We start from the raw sequence: 18,349 nt of genomic DNA on the forward strand, positions 1-18,349 counted from the left end.
CGTACTAGTCGGTTTGTTCGCTCATGGTCCAGACATGGCGCAGGGACTGGCCGGCGACGCCTTCGGGATTCTGGGCGAAGCCTTCGACGAACTGGCTCATGTGCTGCTGCCAGCGCTGGTCGACCGGGTCGTCCTTGAGCTGCGCGACGGCTGCCTCGAAATCGTCGGAGACGACCAGGTGGAACAGGTCGCGGCCACTGCGCCAGATCGACCAGTCGCTGATCCCGGCGGCGCGCATCACCGTGATCAGTTCCGGCCAGACGCGGGCGTGCTCGATCTCGTAGGCCTCTTCGGTACCGGGAAGCAGGCGGCTGTGCAGAGCAAGGCGGGTCACAAAGGAGCAGAATACGCTCGGTACGGCGACCGTGGAACGCGGTTCCAGAATCCGGCCGGGCCGATACGCACAGCGTCTTGGTCGCGATTCGCCCGCCGTCTGGCGCCAACTCCCGAGCGGGTGCGCGCGTCGTAGTTGGGTGAGTTGAGTAGTTTCGCCCTCGTGGCCAGGAGCCACACGCCGAAGACTGTGCCCGGTGTCCATCCGTCGTCGTGCGAGAGTTGGGAACGTGAAGCGAACCACTGCCATCGTCTGCCTGAGTAGTCTGCTGATCACCGCTGGTTGTTCGGACAGCAAGTCCGGCGGCGGGAAGTCCGGGAGCGACGAGCAGCAGGCGTCCGGCGCGGTCATCAAGCAGTTCGCCGACGCCTGGGTGAAGGCCTGGGCCCCGGACGGCAAGCCGGACGCGGCCGGCGCGCTCACCGACAACCCGACGGTGTTCGGCAAGCGGCTCGACGACGTCGACACCGCGCTGGTCGCGAGCACCGTCACGGTGACCCCGCAGGGCGATCCGAAGTGCACCGACGGCACGAGCTGCACCCAGGAGCTCGCCGTCGAGGCGCAGCTACGCGGGATCGGCGCGATGAAGTGGACCAGTACGGCGACCGCGGTGAAGACCGGCGACGCGTGGAAGATCAAGGCGTCGGGCGACACGATCTACCCCGGGCTGGGCGACAGCAACTACCTGAAGCGGGTCCGCGCGCTGCCGGCCCGGGCCTCGATCCAGGACCGCAACGGCGTCGCCCTGACCGCGAACCGGCCGGTCGTGATCGTCGGTGTCGCGTCGGGCACCAAGGCGACGGCAGCGACGTACGCCGCGTTCACGAAGTACCTGGACGTGGACGGCGCGAAGCTCGCCGCGCGGGCGAAGGCGGCGCCGGCCGGGCAGTTCGTCGACGCGATCACGATCCGCGCCGAGGAGTGGGAGGTGCTGCGGCCGACGATGAGCAAGCTGCCCGGCGTGCTCACCATGGGCGGTACGCAGTCGCTGCCGCCGACCGCGACGTTCGCCCGCTCGATCATCGGCACCATGAAGACGGCGAACGAGGACACGCTGAAGAACGCCGGGCCGACCGCGTCGGCGCAGGACCAGGTCGGCACCACCGGCCTGCAGTACGCGTTCCAACAGCAGCTCGCCGGGACGCCCGGCGGCACGGTCGCGCTGCGGGACGGCAAGACCAAGCTGACGATCAAGACCGTCTTCACCCAGAAGGGCACCGCCGGCAAGCCGGTGAAGACCACGCTGGACACGAACATGCAGAAGGCCGCCGAGGCCGCGCTGGCGACCAGCAAGCTGCCCGCGTCGCTGGTCGCGGTCCAGGCCTCGACCGGCCAGATCCTGGCCGCGGCGAACGGCCCGCAGGTGGCGAGCTACAACCGCGCCTTCCAGGGCCGGTACGCGCCGGGCTCGACGTTCAAGATCGTCACCTCGGCGGCCTTGCTCGGCAGCGGTGAGACCGCGGCGACGCCGTTGCCGTGCACGGACACGATCAGCGTGTTCGGCAAGACGTTCAAGAACTACGACGCGCTCGCGGCGTACGGCAACGGCACGATGCAGACGGCGTTCAACAAGTCCTGCAACACCGCGTTCATCTCGCAGCACGCCCGGCTGCCGAAGGACGGGATGACGAAGGCCGCGGCGATGTTCGGTATCGGGCGGGACCTGAACCTGTCGCTCTCGGCGTACGGCGGCCAGGTCCCGGCGCCGAAGGACGACGTCGAGGAGGCCGCGTCGATGATCGGCCAGGGCACGGTCACCGCCAGCCCGCTGGCGATCGCGCTGGTAGCAGCGACGGTCGATCACGGTACGGCGATGAAGCCGGTGCTCGTGCCGGGCAAGGACGCCGCCGGCGCGGCCGCCTCTCCGTTGCCAGCAGCAACTGTTGCGGCGCTGCGGACGTTCATGCGGACCACGGTCACCGGCGGTACCGCCAGCGTGCTCGCCGGGAACGGCGCAGTCGCCGCCAAGACCGGCACGGCCGAGGTCGTGGTGAAGGGCAAGGTCACCACCAACGCCTGGATGGCGGGCTACCGCGGCGACGTCGCGTTCGCGGTGATCGTCGAGGGCGGCGAGTCCGGCTCGCACACCGCGGGCCCGATCCTGAAGACGTTCCTGTCGAGCTTCAAGTAGGGCCTGGCCGGTGCTGGGTAGGAAGTTGCTGAGAGTTGGCTGAGAGCGCGGCCTGACGGGGATTTCGTCACTTACCGTTGCCGGATGGAAAGCCTGATCTGTCCCAAGTGCCGGGGCGCGATGCGGACGTACGAGCGCAGCGGCATCACCGTCGACCAGTGCGGTGAGTGCCGCGGCATCTTCCTCGACCGGGGTGAGCTCGAGCACCTGGTGGACGCCGAGCTCCGGTTCAACGCACCGCAGGAGCCGCGGCGCGAGGAGAAGCGCCACGAGGAGCAGCGGTACGACGAGAAGCGCCGGTACGACGACCGCCGCCCGGACGAGCGGCGGTACGACGAGCGGCGCTACGACAACGACGACCGGCGCTACGACCCGCGGTACGGGAACCAGCACCAGCACAAGAAAAAGAAGAAGTCGTTCCTCGAAGAGCTCTTCGACTGAGAGGGATTACCGACGGCCGACGACGGTGCCCTGGGCGATCGCGCACAGGGTGCCGTCGCCGTTCTCGTCGAGGGTGACGAGCTCGCAGGTACACGCGGCTTGCCGGCTGCCCGCGTGTACGACCCGGGCCTCGGCCCGCAGTACGACGCCCTGCGCCGGGCGGAGGTAGCTGATCGTGAAGCCACCGGTCAGCACGTCCGGGCCGAGCGCGGATCCGCCGGCGAAGGTGATCGCGTTGTCGGCCGCATAGCTGAGCACACCTCCGTGCAGGAACCCGTTCTGCTGGCGGAGATCGTCACGGATCGTGAGCTCGAGGGTCGCCGCACCGCCGCCGAACGCGGTGAGCCGCGTCCCCAGCAGCACGCTGAACGGCTGCGCGGCAAGTACCTTCTCGGCAAGCTCGAAAGTCAGCTCCATGCGTTCAAGCTAACCCGGTTAGGGTCAGCACGTGACGACATCTCCGGTGCTCCTGCGCCCAATCACCGACGACGAGTACCCGACCTGGTTGGAGCGCGCCGCGGCGTCGTTCGCGGCCGGCGTCGGACCGGCCCGCGGGCTGACGCCGGACGAGGCGCTCGCCGTCGCGTACGAGCAGACCGAGCAGCTGCTGCCCGAAGGTCCGGCCACCGATCAGCAACTGATCTGGATCGCCGTCGCCGGCGACGAGCCGGTCGGCAGTCTGTGGATCAGCACCAAGGCGAAGGTGCCGTTCATCTACGGCATCGAGGTGGACCACGCGCACCGCGGCAAGGGGTACGGCCGGGCCATCATGCTCGCCGCCGAGGAGGAGTGCCGCCGGCTCGGGTACACGCGACTGGACCTGAACGTCTTCGGTGACAACACCACCGCGATCGCTCTGTACGACTCGCTCGGCTACGCGGTCATCTCGCAGCAGATGCGCAAGGACCTCTGAAAAAGCCGCTGGACGGCGCTTTCCGGGACGGCTTACCGTGGTCGGTGGCAGCCGCACGTCGGAAGGACCCACAGGGAGCGATGTCGACACCTCGTCGAGATAACGGTTGATTTGACGTCAGCCCACGCGATCGCACCGGATCGCGGAGCCGGGACGGACCACGGAGTCCACCCGGCAGATCTCACCTGGCGAAGTGATCGTCCTGCGCTCTGCGCGTTTGCGCGTTGACGCTGCCCGGTCCGTCATCAACCGACTCCTGTGGAAAGCGGTGCACTCCGTGACGCCTGTTATCGCGGCACACGATCTGACCAAGACCTACACCTTTCATCAGCAGCGCGCCGGGCTCGGCGGTGCGCTGAAGAGCCTGGTGAAGCGCAAGTACGAGACCCGGCTCGCCGTCGACCGGGTGACCTTCTCCATCGGACAGGGCGAGGTCGTCGGCCTGCTCGGCCCGAACGGCGCCGGCAAGACGACCACGCTGAAGATGCTGTCCGGCCTGCTGTACACGACCTCCGGCGACCTGCAGGTGCTCGGCCACACGCCGTCGGACCGCAAGCACGACTACCTGCGCCGGATCGCTCTTGTGATGGGCCAGAAGACCATGCTGTGGTGGGACGTCCCGGCGATGGAGAGCTTGCTGCTGCACAAGGACATGTACGGCCTGTCCACCGCCGAGTTCGACCGCAACGTCGCGGAGCTCGCCGAGTTGCTCGAGGTCGAGCACCTGCTGAACGTGCAGGTCCGCAAGACCTCGCTGGGCGAACGCATGAAGCTGGAGCTGATGGCCGCGCTCGTCCACGGGCCGGAGATCCTGTTCCTGGACGAGCCGACGATCGGCCTGGACGTGGTCGCGAAGGCCCGGGTCCGCTCGTTCCTCGCCGACGTGAACCGCGTCCGCGGTACGACGATCCTGATCACCAGCCACGACATGGACGACATCGAGGCGCTCTGTTCGCGGGTGATGATCATCGACCACGGCCGGCTGCAGTTCGACGGCGGACTCGACGAGCTGGTTCGTACGGCGCGTCCGCGCAAGCTCGTCCGGGCGACGTACGCGACGACCGTCGACGCCGTGCGGCTGAGCGGGCTGGACGGCGTGACCGCGGTCGAGGTGTCCGGGCAGCAGGTCGCGCTCGAGGCGGATCGCGAGCAGGCCGGTGCGGTGATGGAGCACCTGACCCGGCTCGGCCCGCTGGTCGACCTCGACGTGTCCGACGCGGACATCGAGGACATCATGCGCGACCTCTTCCTGCGCCGCAGCACGCTGGGAGACCTGTCATGAGCACGCTGGCGCGCAACCTCCGCGTCGTACGCCGGATGACCGCCGCGGACATCGCGCAGCAGTCCGTGTACCGCGGCGCGTGGATCATCTTCATGCTGGCGAACATCACGATGCCGATCATCTCGCTGCTGATCTGGCGGACGGCGCTCGCGAGCGGAGCCCAACTGCCGGTCGACGAGCGCTACATCACGACGTACTTCGTGCTGCTCGGCTTCGTCACGATGGCGACCTCGTCGTGGATGGCGGGATTCCTCGCCCAGGACATCCGGCTCGGGAAGCTGTCCAGCTGGATGGTCCGGCCGGCGTCGTTGCTGACCGGGTTCGTCGCGAACAACCTGTCGGAGAAGTTCCTGAAGCTGTTCGCGCTGGCGCCGATGATCGGCATCGTGTGGTGGATCTTCCGCGACTCGATGAACATCCCGGCCGGCCCGGGACGCTGGGCGCTGTTCGCGATCAGCCTCCTGCTCGGGGCGATGCTGGTGTTCACGATCGACATCCTGATCGCGTCGCCGGCGTTCTGGATGGACGACGTGAGCGCGCTCGTGCAGGCCCGGGTGATCGTCGCGAGCGTGCTGTCCGGCGCCGTCGTCCCGCTGGCGCTGATGCCGTCGTGGTCGAAGGGCTTCGTCGACCACCAGCCGTTCCGGTACACGGTGTCGTTCCCGGTCGAGATCGTCGCGGGTCAGCTGACCGGGCATGAGCTGCTGGTGGGGCTGGGGATCCAGCTCGGGTACGTCGTGGTGTTCGCGGCGATCGCCCGGCTGGTGTGGTCCGCGGGCATCCGCGCGTACTCGGCGGTGGGCGCATGAGCACGCTGGACCGGACCTGGTGGCACAAGCAGTGGCGGCATCTGCGGCTGTGGCGGCGGTTCTTCGCGCAGGCGGTGGTGCGGGAAACACATTTCCGTGCGCATTTCCTGACCACGCTGCTCGTCGGCCTCGTGCAGCTCGGGCTCGGCATCGTGCCGACCTTGCTGCTGTTCGGGTTCACGAGCGAGGTGCACGGCTGGTCGCGGGCCGAGGTGATCGCGCTGGTCGGGGTGTTCCAGATCGTCACCGGGCTGCTGGCGACCTTCCTCGCGCCGAACCTGAACCGGATGACGACATACCTGACCGAGGGCGAGCTGGACGGCGTACTGCTCCGGCCGGTGTCGAGCCAGTTCTACCTGACCTTGCGGTGGATCAACGTCGCGGAGCTGACGAACGTTGCCAGCGGCATCGTTGTGCTGGTGATCGGGCTGGTGCAAGCGGACATCACGTTCGGCGCCGGTCAGGTCGTGCAGGCCGTCGTGCTGGTCGCCTGCGGTCTGGTGCTGCTGACCGCGGTCTGGTCGGCGATGTCGTTCCTGGCGTTCTGGCTGCAGTCGGTCAACCCCATCGGGTTCGTGTTCCTGAACCTGATGGAGGCCGGGCGGTATCCGCTGGTCTTCTTCCCGGTCGCGGTCCGGACGTTCCTCACGTTCGCCTTCCCGGTGGCCTTCGCGACGACGTTCCCGGTACGGGCGCTCGCGGGCGATCTCGGATGGGGGCCGGTTGCTTTGGGTGTCGCTCTCGCGGTCGTGGCTCAGGGGCTGGTACGGCTGGTGTGGCGGCGCGGCCTGCTGACGTACTCCAGCGCGTCGAGCTGATGTGGTTACCTGTCAGCTATGAGCTGGTGGCTCCTGCACGTGGACATGGATCAGTTCATCGCTGCTGTCGAGATCCGGCGGCGACCTGAGCTCCGTGGGCTGCCGGTCGTGGTGGGCGGGTCCGGCGACCCGACCCAGCCACGGCAGGTGGTCGCCACCGCGTCGTACGAGGCGCGGGCCTTCGGCGTACATTCCGGGATGCCGGTGCGGGCGGCGTACAAGAAGTGCCCCGAGGCGGTGTTCCTCCCGTCCGACCCGGCCGCGTACGAGGCCGCGTCGACCGAGGTGATGGACACGCTGCGGTCCTTCCCGGTCGTCGTCGAGGTCTGGGGCTGGGACGAGTGCTTCGTCGGCGCCGAGACCGACGATCCGGAAGCGCTGGCGCTCGAACTGCGCACCGCCGTCGCCGCGCGCACCGGGCTGACCTGCTCGGTCGGTATCGGCGACAACAAGACCCGCGCCAAACTCGCCACCGGCTTCGCCAAGCACGAACGCTCCCACGCCGAACCCTTCGAAGGCGCCGCGGGCGGTGCCGGCGTCTACCGCCTCACCGCGGACAACTGGCGGTCGGTGATGGACCACCGCCCGGTCCGCGACCTGTGGGGCATCGGCCCGCGGATGGAACGCAACCTCGCCGAACTCGCCATCACCACCGTCGCCGAACTCGCCGCCGCCGACCTCGACGTCCTGAAGAAACGCTTCGGCCCCAAGATGGGCACCTGGTACGCCGCCCTGGGCCGCGGCCTCGGCGACACCCAGGTCACCGACGTACCCCGCGAACCCGTCTCCCGCAGCCACGAGGAAACCTTCACGACCGACCTCGTCGAACGCGCCGACGTGGAACGCGAACTCCGCCGCATCGCCACCGAAGTCACCCAGGAAGTCATCGCCGAAGGCCGCACCATCCAACGTGTGTCGGTCAAGGTCCGCTTCATCACCTTCTACACCCCCATCAAGAGCCGCAAACTCCCCGAACCCACCCAGGACCCCGAGGTCATCGCCACCACATCCCTTCTCCTCTTGGAAAAGTTCGAACTCCGCCGCCCCATCCGCCTGCTGGGCGTCCGCGTCGAATTCGTCCCTGGCTCCACATCGTGAACCGCTCGCTCACTTTGCGTCAGCAAGTCACGCCTTGTAAGATCTAGGACATCAACACCGGCCCCGCTGTTGGCTTCATGCCAACAAGGGTCGGTTTTCTTGTTCCGGGGGTAGCTTTCGCATGGCGGAGTACGCCAAACCGCACTTGACGCGTCAGCAGCAGCTGGCTCAGCTGGTCGATCGCGGCCTTTCCTGTCCTGACGAAGCGGCCGCGATCGAACTGTTGAAGACGGTCGGGTACTAGCGGCTGAGCGCATACATCTACCCGTTTCGTGAGTTGCTCCCATCCGGATCGGACACGCACAGATCTGGACCGCGCCGTTCCGACAGAATCCGGGACGGCATCAGCTTCGAACATATCGAGGCGCTCTGGAGATTCGATCGGAAGCTTCGGCTGGTCTGCCTCGACGCGATCGAGACTGTGGAGACCGGGCTCCGCAGTCGACTGGCCTACGTCCTCGGACTTCGGGACCACCTCGGTCACGTCCACCGTGAGAGCCTCGACGCAGACGCGTGCTCCCGCCCGGTTGGGCCAGGCGGCCGGCACAGGGACCAGGATGCGTTCGAGCACTGGCTCACGAAGTACGAGGCCCTCGAGTACGAGGCGCGCAACGAGGACTACGTCGTCCATCACAAGCGGAAGTACGACGGTCACATGCCGATCTGGATCGCCGTCGAGTTCTTCGACTTCGGAGCCTTGAGCCGGCTGTTCGCTCTGCTGAAGAAGCACGATCAGAACGCGATCGCAAAGGATGTCGGCGTCCGCGGCGGACCACTCCTGGCTGCTTGGCTGCGAGACGTGAACTACATTCGGAACCTTTGCGCCCATCACTCGAGGTTCTGGAATCGGCAACCGACCTACAAACCGGGAAAGTTCAATCCTGCGCAGGTGGGCAGCCCTCTGGTCCACGCCGCTCAAATGGAACCACGCCACAAGATCTACGTCCACCTGGCCGTACTCGGATACCTGGTGCGAGGTCTCGATCCGCGCGAGAACTGGCCCCTGACGCTCCGCACGCTTGTCAAGAAGTTCCCCAGCGTCCCTCACGTCTCTCCGGAAAGGGACATGGGCTTTCCACGCGGATGGTCGGATCTGCCGCTGTGGACGATGAAGGCCGCGTAGTATCCCGGCGGACCAGCCGCTGTTTCAGGTGAGGTCAGCCAGGACCTTCGCCATCGCGGTATAGCTCTCGCGTACTGCTGTGGGCTTGGCGAGGCGGTGCCGTTCGAGCCGGATCGCTGCGAGGTGGCGCGCCTCGTAGATCGCCGCTCGCCAGGTGGCGGCAGGTGACCGGTCCAGCTCGCCGTACGACTGCCAGAACGCCACCCGCTCGTCGTCCTTCGCCTGCGCCATCTGGATCGTCCAGTCCGCCGCGGGATCACCGAACTCGGTGCGGTCGAAGTCGAGCACACCCGAAATCAGCGGCTCGGGTGCGTCGGCGTCCAGCAGACAGTTCACCGTCCACAGATCACCCGTCAACAGCCGCGGCTCCTGTACCTCGTCCAGAGTCGCCCGCCCCCGCTCCGCGAGCGCGGCAGCCTGCCGTACGTCGGCCGCGTCCAGTCCTGCTCGTTGTAGGTCGTCCGCTATCCGCGTGAACGACCCGATGACGACTTCACTCCAGGATGCGTGCGCCGGCCCGTCCACACGACCGAAGTACGGCCCACGGACATCGTGCACGGTCCGGGCGATCGCCCCGAGCTGTCGGAAGAAGGTCGTCCGCCCGGCCCGCGGATACCGCCCGAGATGCTCCGGCGCCGGAACGCCCGGCAAACAGCTCTGGATCATCCAGTCCCGATCGACCACGTCATGCGACCAGTCCACAGCCAGCACCCTCGGCATGAGGGCCGCAATCCCCGCCAGCCAGGGCACACTCGCGTACTCGTTCCGCATCAACCACCGCTCAGACCCGAACTGACACGCGTCCTCAGGCGCCACCCGCAGCACCACCGGCCCGTCGTCCCACCCAACCAGCTCGATCCGGTAGACGCTGTTGTACGCCCCAAACCCCAGCTCCACAGCCCGCGCCGGCACGACACCTTCCCCGAACGCCCGCCGGCAAAGACCCTCGATCTGCCCCGCTGTCAGCGCCCGCTGAAACGCACGGCCGTCTCGCCCCACATTCCGAAGTTCCATGTATCTACCGCCCGTGATCAGCGCCGTGGTCGGCTTCGCCCGGCGCTCCTCAGAGCCGTCACGTACTGTGCGTGCTCCTCGGTGTTGATCGCGCCAACACGCTCTGCCAGCTCCAACAGATCCCAGGTGTCGGCGACTTTGATGCCTTGAGCCACCGCATGAACAAGCGCATCGGTGTCGTCGCTGACAAAGATCGCCTTGGACCGCAGATCACGGCTCGTGACGATCGTGATGGTCTCGGCTTCGCCCAGATGCTTGGTCTGTCGATCTCCTGGCGCCGCCATCCGATCACGGAGCACCCTGGTGTCCAGCAACTCTGCCGGCGTAGGTTCGAGAGGTTCGCCGAGGAATTGGCGCACACTGCTGAGTGCCTCCAGTCCGGCGATCCGCGCCGACATCGCACACTCCCGCGAGACCGACAGACACCACCTACCGTTGCTATTGGCAAGTTTTTCGAGAAGATCCACCCGCCCGATCGTGGCGAAGTTGACGAGGACGGTGTTGTCCGGGAAGAACAAATACATGGGTCAACGCTCAGAGGCCGAGCGCTGACGCGAGGGAATCTACGGACTCGTGAACCGGCGTCGGCCTATCGACGGCGAGATCCTCCTCAGGGGTGTCCAACATCCACGCCAAGGTGCCCGGCGACAGCTCGCCGAGCGCGATCCGCCGGAGATGGGCAGCCTGCACGGACAGCGGAAATCGTCGCATCGCCGACGCGTTCATGCGCTCGGTGATCAGGTCGATCGGTGCGGGCAGCTCGCCGCTTCGTCCTGTCACGCCGGGGACGGCGCTCAGGTGCTCGCGCAACAACCGCTGCGTCGGGGCATCCAATGCCTTGCGCACCTCGACGGACACCGGGAGCTGCAGGGCGTTCAGTCGTCGAATGAGCGCCTCGCACGATACGCCCGCATCCCACACGAAACGTGCCAGGTCATGGCCACTGATGCTCTGCCAATCCACGGCCGACAGCACCTCGCGAGGCAGAAGCAGGTCCGCGGCAAACGCGTTGGCGGCCGCTTCCTGGCTGTTGCCGGTGTCCTCGACATCGTGATGACCCAATGCCAGGTGCGCCAACTCGTGCGCCATCGACCAATTGCTGCGGAACCAGTTCGCCCGGGCGGCCAGCAGGATCACGCTGCGGCCGCCGACGGTGAACGAGTAGTCGGTCGTCAAACCCGCGATTCGCACCACGTCGATACCCAGACGCTCCTCGACGCGATCGGCGAAGTCACGCACGAAGTTGTCGCCGAGTGCGGCGCGCAGGTCTTCGACCGTTCGCGGTGGCGCTGTCGACGGCTGATCGGCTGCCGGGTATGCCTGTCGGTAGGCGAGCGCGACGTTGGCCAGTTCTTGATCATCCTGCTCTCGACCTGGGACGCTCCGTCCGCCAGTCGCATGATCGAACTCGTGCCGCGCCGCGATCCGCACTCGATGCGGGTCGACGGTCCCGGTGATCAGCCAGTGCACATCGGCTTCCAGCACATCAGCCAGCAGCGCCAGCTCGATCGAGGAGAAGGCACGCTTGTCGTTGAGCGCACGAGAGAACGCATCAGGCGTCATCCCGACGCGTTTCGCAAGGTCCTGCTGGCGAATTGTCGGGAATGTGGACCTGATGCACTGCTGCACACGACCGCCGATGCTCCCCATGTTTCGAGCATAGACGCCGAGTTGGGAAAATCCCAAGTGCCCGAGTGTCGCTCTGTGGACGATCGGCCGACGAGGGTAGCGTGCGTGGCTGGATCGCGCCGTTGCCGACTCCAACCAACGCGACGCGCCGATACCAGCCGTGTGGCGCGCTCGCCCGTCGTTCCATCTCGCCAAGTCTCCCATCTGTGGCCGGGCGTCGGGGCTGCTGTTGTCGACCGCGCGGCGGGATCTACAGGTTGTAGGTGCGGGTAGCGGTGCCCGCGAAGACGGCCTCTTGGTCGGTGGGTGTGAGGGCAGCGGTGAGGGTTTGGGCGGTTTCGGCTACCTCGGCGTACGTCGCGGCCAGTAGGCAGACCGGCCAGTCGGAGCCGAACATGACGCGGTCGGGGCCGAAGGAGTCCAGGACGACATCGGCGTACGGCTGGAGGTCTGACGGTTTCCAGGTGGTCCACGGGGCCTCGGTGACCATGCCTGAGAGTTTGCAGGTGACGTTGGGGAGGGACGCCAGCTCGCGAAGGTGCGACGCCCAGGGCGACAGCGGCTCGCCGATGACGGGCTTGGAGATGTGGTCGACGACGAAGGTCAGCTCCGGCAGATTGCGCGCGGTTTGGATCGCGGCGGGAAGGTGCGGCGTCTTGGTGAGCAAGTCATAAGCAAGACCAGCCGAAGCAACAGCCGCCAACCCCCGCTGTACGTCGGGACGCAGCAACCAATCGACGTCCGGCTCGTCATGGACCTGGTGCCGGATCGCCTTCAAATACGAGCCGTCCGGCCGCGCCAGCAGACCGTCCAGCACGTCCCCGATGTCGTCCGCGGTGAGGTCGACCCACCCCACCACACCTGCCACCAGATCGTTGCCAGCAGCAAGCTCCAGGAACTCGACGGTCTCCTCGACCAGGCCGACGGTCTGCACGAGCACCGTCGCCGAAACATCCGCCGCCACGGCCAACGGCGCCAGGTCTTCCAGGGAGAAGTTCCGCCGGATCGGGTCCAGCTCCGGCCCGACCATCCACGACTGTTCACGGACGGTCAGGTCCCAGACGTGGTGATGTGCGTCCACCTTGCTCATCGGCAGCCTCTCCTCATCCGACCCGGCGGTCGTCGATGGCGTCCTGGTTCCAGTCGATTCCGAGACCGGGGGTGTCCGGAGCGACCGCGTGCCCGTCGACGATATCCATCTCGGTCGACGTGATCGCCCGCAGTTGCGGGATGTGCTCGACGTACCGGCCGTTGGGTACGGCGGCCGTCAGGCTGACGTGCAGCTCCATCAGGAAATGCGGGCACACCGACAGGTTGAACGTCTCCGCCAGATGCGCGACCTTCAGCCATGGCGTGATGCCGCCGATCCGCGCCACGTCCACCTGGACGATCCCAGCGCCACCGACGGCGACGTACTCCCGGAACTGCGACACGGAGTACAGCGACTCACCGACCGCGATCGGGATCGAGGTCCCCGAGGAGAGCCGCACATGCCCGGTCACGTCGTCGGCCGGCAGCGGCTCCTCGAACCAGGTCAGGTCCACGGACTCGAAGGCAGCGGCCCGGCGACGCGCCTCGGGGTACGTCATGGACTGGTTCGCGTCGACCATGATGTCCATCGCGGGTCCGACGGCGTCCCGGACGGCCCGCAGCCGCTCCAGATCCTCGTGGACCCGCGGTTTCCCGACCTTGAGCTTCACGCCGGGCCAGCCGGCCTTCTGCGAGGCCAGCGCGCCGGCGACCAGTTCATCGGTTGTCAGGTGCAACCAACCGCCTTCGGTGTCGTACAGCGGCACGCGCTGCCGGTATCCGCCCGCCAGCCGCCACAGCGGCTCTCCGGCCCGCAGGCACCGCAGGTCCCAGAGTGCTGTGTCGACGGCGGCCAGTGCCAAGGAGGTGATCGCCCCGACGGTCGTCGCGTGGGTGGACCAGAACAGATCCGACCAGAGCGCCTCGACGTTGCGCGCGTCCGCGCCGGCCAGGCGGGGCAGCAGGTGGTCCCGGAGCAGCGCGAGTACGGCGGTGCCGCCGGTGCCGATCGTGTACGAGTAGCCGAGCCCGGTCAGCCCGTCCGCCGTGGTCAGCGAGACGAAGATCGTCTCCTGTTTGAGGAACGACTGAACGGCGTCGGTCCGGACGGTCTCGACCTCGAGGTCGACGAGATAGGCCTCGGCCCGGACGATCGCCGTACTCACATTGCCTCCCAAGATCCTATAGGATATTGCGCATCCTGATGCTGCCGCTTCACACTGGACGCGTCAAGACGGACTGCAGAGGTCGCGCAAAGAGATGCGGCGCGCAGCAGGCGCCATCTCTTTGCGGGGCCTCTAGGTCGGGCAGAATGCATTTCAGGGAGGAGCGAAGGTGACGGATGCGCATGTAGGTCTGGCCGGGCAGCTCACCCGCCTGCCCCAGCGTCAGGTGCTCAGCGACGACGTCTACGAGACGGTCAAGGGCCTGATCATGGACAGCGTGGTCGAGCCCGGGACCCGGTTGAACATCGATGCACTGACCCGTGAGCTGGGCATTTCGCAGACCCCGATCCGGGAGTCGCTGGCCCGGCTGGAGTCCGACGGCCTGGTGATCAAGGAGCCGCTGCGCGGGTACCGGGTGTCGTCCCGGCTGACCCGCGCGGAGTTCGAGGACCTCTTCGAGTACCGGTTGCACATCGAGCCGTGGGCAGCCGGGCGCGCCGCCGAGCGGTCCGGCACCGACGACCTGGCCCGGCTCAAGGCGGAGATGCTCAGCTACACCGACGTCCCGGACCGTCCGTCGTACGAGAGCTACCGGGCGATGGCCGCGCACGACCAGCGGTTCCACGACCTGGTGCTGGAGCTGTCCGGGAACGAGACGGCCCGGCTGTCCTTCCAGCGGACACACTGCCACCTGCACCTGTTCCGGCTGTACTACGGTGGCGGCATCGCGACGAAGGCGTTGCGAGAGCACAAGGCAGTGGTGACCGCGGTCCGCAAGGGCGATCCGGAGGAGGCGTCCGCGGCGATGCGGTCGCACATCGAGGCCTCCCGCGCCCGTCTGCGGCCCATGTTCGACGCCTCGACCAAGACTGACTGATCCAGGGAGACACCTGTGGAACTGCTCCGCCTCGGCGCGGTCGGCGAGGAGCGCCCGTACGTGCGCGCCGCCGACGGCACCGTTCACGACCTCACCCCCCTGACCGCTGACATCGACGGCGCGTTCCTGGCCGCCGACGGCGTCGCCCGGACCCGCGCCGCGCTCGAGGCCGGCGAGCTGCCGGTCGCCGAGACGGAGGGCCTGCGGGTGGGTGCCCCGGTCGCGCGGCCGGGCGCCGTGGTCTGCATCGGCCAGAACTACGCGGCGCACGCCGCCGAGTCCGGCGCCGAGCCGCCGAAGCAGCCGATCGTCTTCTTCAAGCACCCGAACACGGTCGTCGGTCCGTACGACGAGGTGCTGGTGCCGCGCGGCTCCGCGAAGACCGACTGGGAGGTCGAGCTCGCGGTGGTGATCGGCAAGCAGGCGCGCTACGTCGAGACCGACGAGGACGCGCTCGCCTGCATCGCCGGCTACACGGTGTCGAACGACGTGTCCGAGCGCGCCTTCCAGATCGAGGTCTCCGGCGGCCAGTGGTCGAAGGGCAAGTGCTGCGAGACGTTCAACCCGCTCGGCCCGGCGCTGGTGCCGGCCGACGAGGTCGACCCGACCAACCTGAACCTGAGCTCTTGGGTGAACGGCGAGCCGCGCCAGGACTCGAACACCTCGGACATGATCTTCTCGGTGGCCGCGCTGATCCGCGACCTCTCGCAGTACATGGTGCTCAGCCCCGGCGACATCGTGAACACCGGTACGCCGGAGGGCGTGGCGCTGTCCGGCCGGTTCCCGTACCTGTCGCCGGGTGACGAGATGGAGATGGAGATCGAGGGTCTCGGCCGGCAGAAACAGTCCCTCGGCAAAGCCTGAAAACTGTCCCCGGCCGGCTCTAGGGTCGGCCGGGTGACCGACTATCTGGCTGATATCAGCACCTCGTACGACAACGTCGCGGTTTCGTACGCCGAACTGGTGGTGGATGGCGCCGACGGCGAGGAGACGGCGTTCGACCTAATCGCCGGGCTCGTCGTGCCTGAGGGCCTGGTGCTGGATGTCGGCTGCGGGCCGGGGCGGACGACCGGTTCGCTGGCCGCGCGCGGTCTGCGGGTTGTCGGGATCGACCTGTCCCCGGGCATGATCGAGGTCGCGCGCCGCGACCACCCGGACCTGGACTTCCGGGTCGGTTCGATGACCGCGCTCGACCTCCCGGACGGCTCGGTCGCGGGCATCGTGGCCTGGTGGTCGATCATCCACCTGCCGCGCGACGTCGTGCCGCAGGCGTTCGCCGAGTTCCAGCGGGTTCTGGCGCCCGGCGGCGTGCTGCTGCTCGGGTTCCACGTCGGCACCGAGTCCACCCACAAGACCTCCGGGTACGGCGGGCATCCGATGAACATCCACGTCCACCGCTGGACGGCCCCGGCCCTGACCGAACTGGCGGTCGCCGCGGGCTTCACGCCGTACCCGTCGGAGCTTCCCGAGGACCGGTTGCTCTTCGGGAAAGTAGCCTCTGCGGCATGACTTCTCGCGTGCGAACGGTGACGTTCGATGCCCACGATCCGTACGAGCTCGCCGGCTTCTGGCTGCAGGTCCTGCGCGCCGAGCGTCCCGACGACGACCAGCCCGGCGACCCGTACGCCTCCGTGCCCACCGACGGCCTCACGGTCCTGTTCGAGCAGAACAACGACGAGAAGTCGGTCAAGAACCGGGCCCACCTGGACCTTGAGCCGGACACCACCCGCGACGAGGAAGTCGCCTGGCTGCTCACTCTCGGCGCCACCATCGCCCACGACCGCCGCGAGGCCGACGGCACCGGCTGGGTCGTCATGCAGGACCCCGAAGGCAACGAGTTCTGCGTGCTCCGCAGCGCCGCCGAGCGCGCGGCAACCAGCTGACCGGCTCTACTCCGGGATCGACGGCGTCTCGCCGGAGAGGGTGAGGCGCCAGTCGTCGTCCCACCCGTGGACGGTGACCTGGAAGCCGTTGTACTGCGCGGTGGCCCGGTGGTGACCGTTCTCCACCGGCGCGGCGGTGGTCTGCCAGCCGCGCGCGGCCAGGGCGGCGACAGCCGCGGCGACCTGGCCGGCGGGGTCGACCACGGACGGGTTGCCGTTCTCGACCGTGATCGAGCAGACCGTGTCCGGCCCGCTGCCGTCCGACATCACGCCCGGATCCACCGGCCCGACGTCATGGGCGACGATGCCCTCGAAGCCCGGCACGGCGGCCGCGGCGACCGTGAGCAGTTCGGCGCGGAGGAAGTCGCGGGCCTCGGTCAACGTCATCGTTCAGGTCCTTCCTGCTGCCGCGAACGCGGGGTTCCGTCGAGGACAGTCTTCCTCGAGGGGGTCGACGCGACCGTTCGCAGCATCGCGAGTCCGTCGAACGCCTTCGAGATCGGCACCACCACCGGCGACTGCCCGAGCGTACGCAACGGCCCGGCCCAGGACATCCCGAGCATCCGGGTCTCCTCGGCGGGCGTCGTCCGAGCCGCGAGCGTCACGGCGCCCAGCTCGCCGCGGACGATCCGGCCGACGTTCTTCATCGACTCGCTGTTCTTGGCGAAGTAGGCCATGTGCCCGGTGATCTGCACCTGCTCGTTGTCGGTCTGGATCCGTACGGCGTCGGTGAACGACGCGGGATCGGGGCCGTGCTGCTCGGCGTACGACACGTAGTCGCCGCGCGATCGCGCCACCGCGAAGAACTCGGTACCAGGTGGTGTCAGCTGCGCCGCCGACGTGACGCTCGGGTCGACGCCGGGGCTGCCGGTCAACAGGTACCGATGAGCGCGAGCGCCCTGCATCATCGCCCGGGTGACGACCTGTGCACCGTAGCTGTTCCCGATCAGCGTGACCTTCGCGCCCGGCGATCGCACCGTCGCGAGCCCCTCCTGGAAGCGGCACAACAACGGCGCCGCCGCCCGGGCACTCTCGGTGGATCTGCCCTGCGTCAGCCCGAGCGGCGCGTGGTACCCGAGCCAGACGATCGTCGCCGTCCCCCGTCCGGCCTCCTCACCGATCTCCTTCGCCCGCACCGACTGCGCCCGCACGCGCTCCAGGTCGTTGTTCATCCCCGGCACCAGGACGGCGATGTTCTTGGCGGTCCGCAGATCGCCCTGGACCTCGATCATCCGGCCCTGACCCTCCGGGTCGACGAGCAGGAACTGCCGGGGAACGTCCACCTCGACACGATTGCCGTCGGCGTCGACGTCCAGGCGCTTCCCGGCCGGCTCGAGCATCTCGTTGAGCGTCACCAGCCGCCGGCGCTGCGCGAGGGTCGCCTGCCGGTTCTCGACCAGCGTGTGCAGCCGCTGCTGCGCGGCGACCAGGATCAGGTGGTTGGCGCGGTACCGCAGCTCGGGCGGCGCGCCCTCCAACGGCCCGACCTGCTCCGGCCGGCTCTCCGTCAGGGCGATCGCCTGCTCGACGGGCAGTGACCGGAAGAACGCGTCCGCTTCCGCGACCGCCCGGTCGTCCGGCAGGTCCCGCAACCGCAGGAGCAGCGCATCGAGGTCCTCGGACATCCCTCACCTCACCAGACACGGCGACAAACGCTTGCCGGTGCATCCTAGGTCCTGTCTGGTTCTCCAGCGCCGTAGCGAGGAGGTGCTCGGTGCGGTGCATCGGCGTGCGGGGGCGAAGGTCTCGATGCGGAGCATCGTGGCCTTTGCACCCGTGCGGCGAGGTGCCGTGCCGAGTGC

The 18,349-nt window shown here is 67.9% G+C and carries 21 protein-coding genes; 12 read left to right on the forward strand and 9 right to left on the reverse strand.

Annotated elements, in window-relative coordinates:
* Positions 1-4 precede the first annotated feature (4 nt).
* The gene (locus tag AB0I12_RS30250; protein ID WP_355694057.1) at positions 5-334 is read right to left on the reverse strand and encodes an L-rhamnose mutarotase; all 330 of its coding nucleotides are present in this window, start codon (positions 332-334) and stop codon (positions 5-7) included.
* Positions 335-563: 229 nt separating this feature from the next.
* Between AB0I12_RS30250 and AB0I12_RS30255 the strand changes: the two genes are divergently transcribed.
* A complete protein-coding gene (locus AB0I12_RS30255) occupies positions 564-2,465 on the forward strand; it encodes a penicillin-binding transpeptidase domain-containing protein (RefSeq protein WP_359935866.1) in 1,902 nt (633 codons plus the stop codon).
* A gap of 84 nt (positions 2,466-2,549) precedes the next feature.
* A complete protein-coding gene (locus AB0I12_RS30260; RefSeq protein WP_359935868.1) occupies positions 2,550-2,906 on the forward strand; it encodes a zf-TFIIB domain-containing protein in 357 nt (118 codons plus the stop codon).
* A 6-nt stretch (positions 2,907-2,912) separates the two neighbouring features.
* Here AB0I12_RS30260 and AB0I12_RS30265 read toward each other — a convergent pair whose 3' ends face one another.
* Complete coding sequence (locus tag AB0I12_RS30265; RefSeq protein WP_359935870.1) at positions 2,913-3,323, reverse strand: PaaI family thioesterase; 411 nt, start codon at positions 3,321-3,323, stop codon at positions 2,913-2,915.
* Between the two features lie 31 nt (positions 3,324-3,354).
* On the opposite strand from AB0I12_RS30265, the gene AB0I12_RS30270 reads away from it, so the two are divergent.
* The 6 genes from AB0I12_RS30270 to AB0I12_RS30295 all read left to right on the forward strand — a co-directional run bounded on the left by AB0I12_RS30270 (position 3,355) and on the right by AB0I12_RS30295 (position 8,949).
* Positions 3,355-3,819, forward strand: a complete 465-nt coding sequence (locus tag AB0I12_RS30270; RefSeq protein ID WP_359935872.1) for a GNAT family N-acetyltransferase — start codon at positions 3,355-3,357, stop codon at positions 3,817-3,819.
* A 277-nt stretch (positions 3,820-4,096) separates the two neighbouring features.
* On the forward strand, positions 4,097-5,101 hold the full coding sequence (locus AB0I12_RS30275; protein ID WP_359935874.1) for an ATP-binding cassette domain-containing protein: 1,005 nt from the start codon (positions 4,097-4,099) through the stop codon (positions 5,099-5,101).
* Positions 5,098-5,910: an ABC-2 family transporter protein gene (locus AB0I12_RS30280; protein ID WP_359935876.1), complete on the forward strand. Its 813-nt coding sequence runs from the start codon at positions 5,098-5,100 to the stop codon at positions 5,908-5,910. The genes AB0I12_RS30275 and AB0I12_RS30280 overlap by 4 nt, the downstream gene beginning before the upstream one ends.
* Complete coding sequence (locus AB0I12_RS30285; RefSeq protein WP_359935878.1) at positions 5,907-6,728, forward strand: ABC-2 family transporter protein; 822 nt, start codon at positions 5,907-5,909, stop codon at positions 6,726-6,728. The genes AB0I12_RS30280 and AB0I12_RS30285 overlap by 4 nt, the downstream gene beginning before the upstream one ends.
* 18 nt (positions 6,729-6,746) lie before the next feature.
* Positions 6,747-7,826, forward strand: coding sequence for a DNA polymerase IV (locus AB0I12_RS30290; protein ID WP_359935880.1), 1,080 nt, complete (start codon positions 6,747-6,749; stop codon positions 7,824-7,826).
* Positions 7,827-8,073: 247 nt separating this feature from the next.
* Positions 8,074-8,949 (forward strand): Abi family protein, encoded by an 876-nt coding sequence (locus AB0I12_RS30295; protein WP_359936182.1) that lies wholly within the window; start codon positions 8,074-8,076, stop codon positions 8,947-8,949.
* Positions 8,950-8,973: 24 nt separating this feature from the next.
* Here AB0I12_RS30295 and AB0I12_RS30300 read toward each other — a convergent pair whose 3' ends face one another.
* The 5 genes from AB0I12_RS30300 to AB0I12_RS30320 form a co-directional block, all read right to left on the reverse strand.
* Positions 8,974-9,861 (reverse strand): aminoglycoside phosphotransferase family protein, encoded by an 888-nt coding sequence (locus AB0I12_RS30300; RefSeq protein WP_359935882.1) that lies wholly within the window; start codon positions 9,859-9,861, stop codon positions 8,974-8,976.
* A gap of 119 nt (positions 9,862-9,980) precedes the next feature.
* The gene (locus tag AB0I12_RS30305) at positions 9,981-10,487 is read right to left on the reverse strand and encodes a hypothetical protein (RefSeq protein WP_359935884.1); all 507 of its coding nucleotides are present in this window, start codon (positions 10,485-10,487) and stop codon (positions 9,981-9,983) included.
* 10 nt (positions 10,488-10,497) lie between these two features.
* A complete protein-coding gene (locus AB0I12_RS30310; RefSeq protein WP_359935886.1) occupies positions 10,498-11,613 on the reverse strand; it encodes an XRE family transcriptional regulator in 1,116 nt (371 codons plus the stop codon).
* Between the two features lie 229 nt (positions 11,614-11,842).
* A complete protein-coding gene (locus AB0I12_RS30315; protein ID WP_359935888.1) occupies positions 11,843-12,682 on the reverse strand; it encodes an amidohydrolase family protein in 840 nt (279 codons plus the stop codon).
* Positions 12,683-12,695: 13 nt separating this feature from the next.
* Complete coding sequence (locus AB0I12_RS30320) at positions 12,696-13,787, reverse strand: mandelate racemase/muconate lactonizing enzyme family protein (protein WP_359935890.1); 1,092 nt, start codon at positions 13,785-13,787, stop codon at positions 12,696-12,698.
* 169 nt (positions 13,788-13,956) lie between these two features.
* Between AB0I12_RS30320 and AB0I12_RS30325 the strand changes: the two genes are divergently transcribed.
* Genes AB0I12_RS30325 through AB0I12_RS30340 form a run of 4 tightly spaced genes read left to right on the forward strand, consistent with a single transcriptional unit; the run spans position 13,957 to position 16,547 of the window.
* Positions 13,957-14,664, forward strand: coding sequence for a GntR family transcriptional regulator (locus AB0I12_RS30325; protein WP_355694036.1), 708 nt, complete (start codon positions 13,957-13,959; stop codon positions 14,662-14,664).
* Between the two features lie 15 nt (positions 14,665-14,679).
* Positions 14,680-15,528, forward strand: a complete 849-nt coding sequence (locus tag AB0I12_RS30330) for a fumarylacetoacetate hydrolase family protein (RefSeq protein WP_359935892.1) — start codon at positions 14,680-14,682, stop codon at positions 15,526-15,528.
* A gap of 33 nt (positions 15,529-15,561) precedes the next feature.
* Positions 15,562-16,173, forward strand: a complete 612-nt coding sequence (locus AB0I12_RS30335) for a class I SAM-dependent methyltransferase (RefSeq protein WP_359935894.1) — start codon at positions 15,562-15,564, stop codon at positions 16,171-16,173.
* Positions 16,170-16,547 carry a VOC family protein gene (locus AB0I12_RS30340; RefSeq protein WP_355694031.1) on the forward strand — a complete coding sequence of 126 codons (378 nt, stop codon included), beginning with the start codon at positions 16,170-16,172 and terminating at the stop codon, positions 16,545-16,547. The genes AB0I12_RS30335 and AB0I12_RS30340 overlap by 4 nt, the downstream gene beginning before the upstream one ends.
* A gap of 6 nt (positions 16,548-16,553) precedes the next feature.
* On the opposite strand, the gene AB0I12_RS30345 is transcribed toward AB0I12_RS30340, so the two are convergent.
* Positions 16,554-16,934: a hypothetical protein gene (locus tag AB0I12_RS30345; RefSeq protein ID WP_359935896.1), complete on the reverse strand. Its 381-nt coding sequence runs from the start codon at positions 16,932-16,934 to the stop codon at positions 16,554-16,556.
* Positions 16,931-18,172, reverse strand: coding sequence for an alpha/beta hydrolase (locus AB0I12_RS30350; RefSeq protein ID WP_359935898.1), 1,242 nt, complete (start codon positions 18,170-18,172; stop codon positions 16,931-16,933). Before AB0I12_RS30350 ends, AB0I12_RS30345 begins: the two co-directional genes overlap by 4 nt.
* Between the last annotated feature and the right edge of the window lie 177 nt (positions 18,173-18,349).

The organism is Kribbella sp. NPDC050459, assembly GCF_040655315.1.
Taxonomy (GTDB): domain Bacteria; phylum Actinomycetota; class Actinomycetes; order Propionibacteriales; family Kribbellaceae; genus Kribbella.

Bases quoted from the DNA above. Each gene is read 5' to 3' on its own strand.
- AB0I12_RS30285 (WP_359935878.1), top strand. From the start codon at position 5,907: ATGAGCACGCTGGACCGGACCTGGTGGCACAAGCAGTGGCGGCATCTG.
- AB0I12_RS30260 (WP_359935868.1), top strand. From the start codon at position 2,550: ATGGAAAGCCTGATCTGTCCCAAGTGCCGGGGCGCGATGCGGACGTAC.
- AB0I12_RS30315 (WP_359935888.1), bottom strand. From the start codon at position 12,682: ATGAGCAAGGTGGACGCACATCACCACGTCTGGGACCTGACCGTCCGT.
- AB0I12_RS30305 (WP_359935884.1), bottom strand. From the start codon at position 10,487: ATGTATTTGTTCTTCCCGGACAACACCGTCCTCGTCAACTTCGCCACG.
- AB0I12_RS30350 (WP_359935898.1), bottom strand. From the start codon at position 18,172: ATGTCCGAGGACCTCGATGCGCTGCTCCTGCGGTTGCGGGACCTGCCG.
- AB0I12_RS30290 (WP_359935880.1), top strand. From the start codon at position 6,747: ATGAGCTGGTGGCTCCTGCACGTGGACATGGATCAGTTCATCGCTGCT.
- AB0I12_RS30310 (WP_359935886.1), bottom strand. From the start codon at position 11,613: ATGGGGAGCATCGGCGGTCGTGTGCAGCAGTGCATCAGGTCCACATTC.
- AB0I12_RS30280 (WP_359935876.1), top strand. From the start codon at position 5,098: ATGAGCACGCTGGCGCGCAACCTCCGCGTCGTACGCCGGATGACCGCC.
- AB0I12_RS30345 (WP_359935896.1), bottom strand. From the start codon at position 16,934: ATGACGTTGACCGAGGCCCGCGACTTCCTCCGCGCCGAACTGCTCACG.
- AB0I12_RS30265 (WP_359935870.1), bottom strand. From the start codon at position 3,323: ATGGAGCTGACTTTCGAGCTTGCCGAGAAGGTACTTGCCGCGCAGCCG.
- AB0I12_RS30340 (WP_355694031.1), top strand. From the start codon at position 16,170: ATGACTTCTCGCGTGCGAACGGTGACGTTCGATGCCCACGATCCGTAC.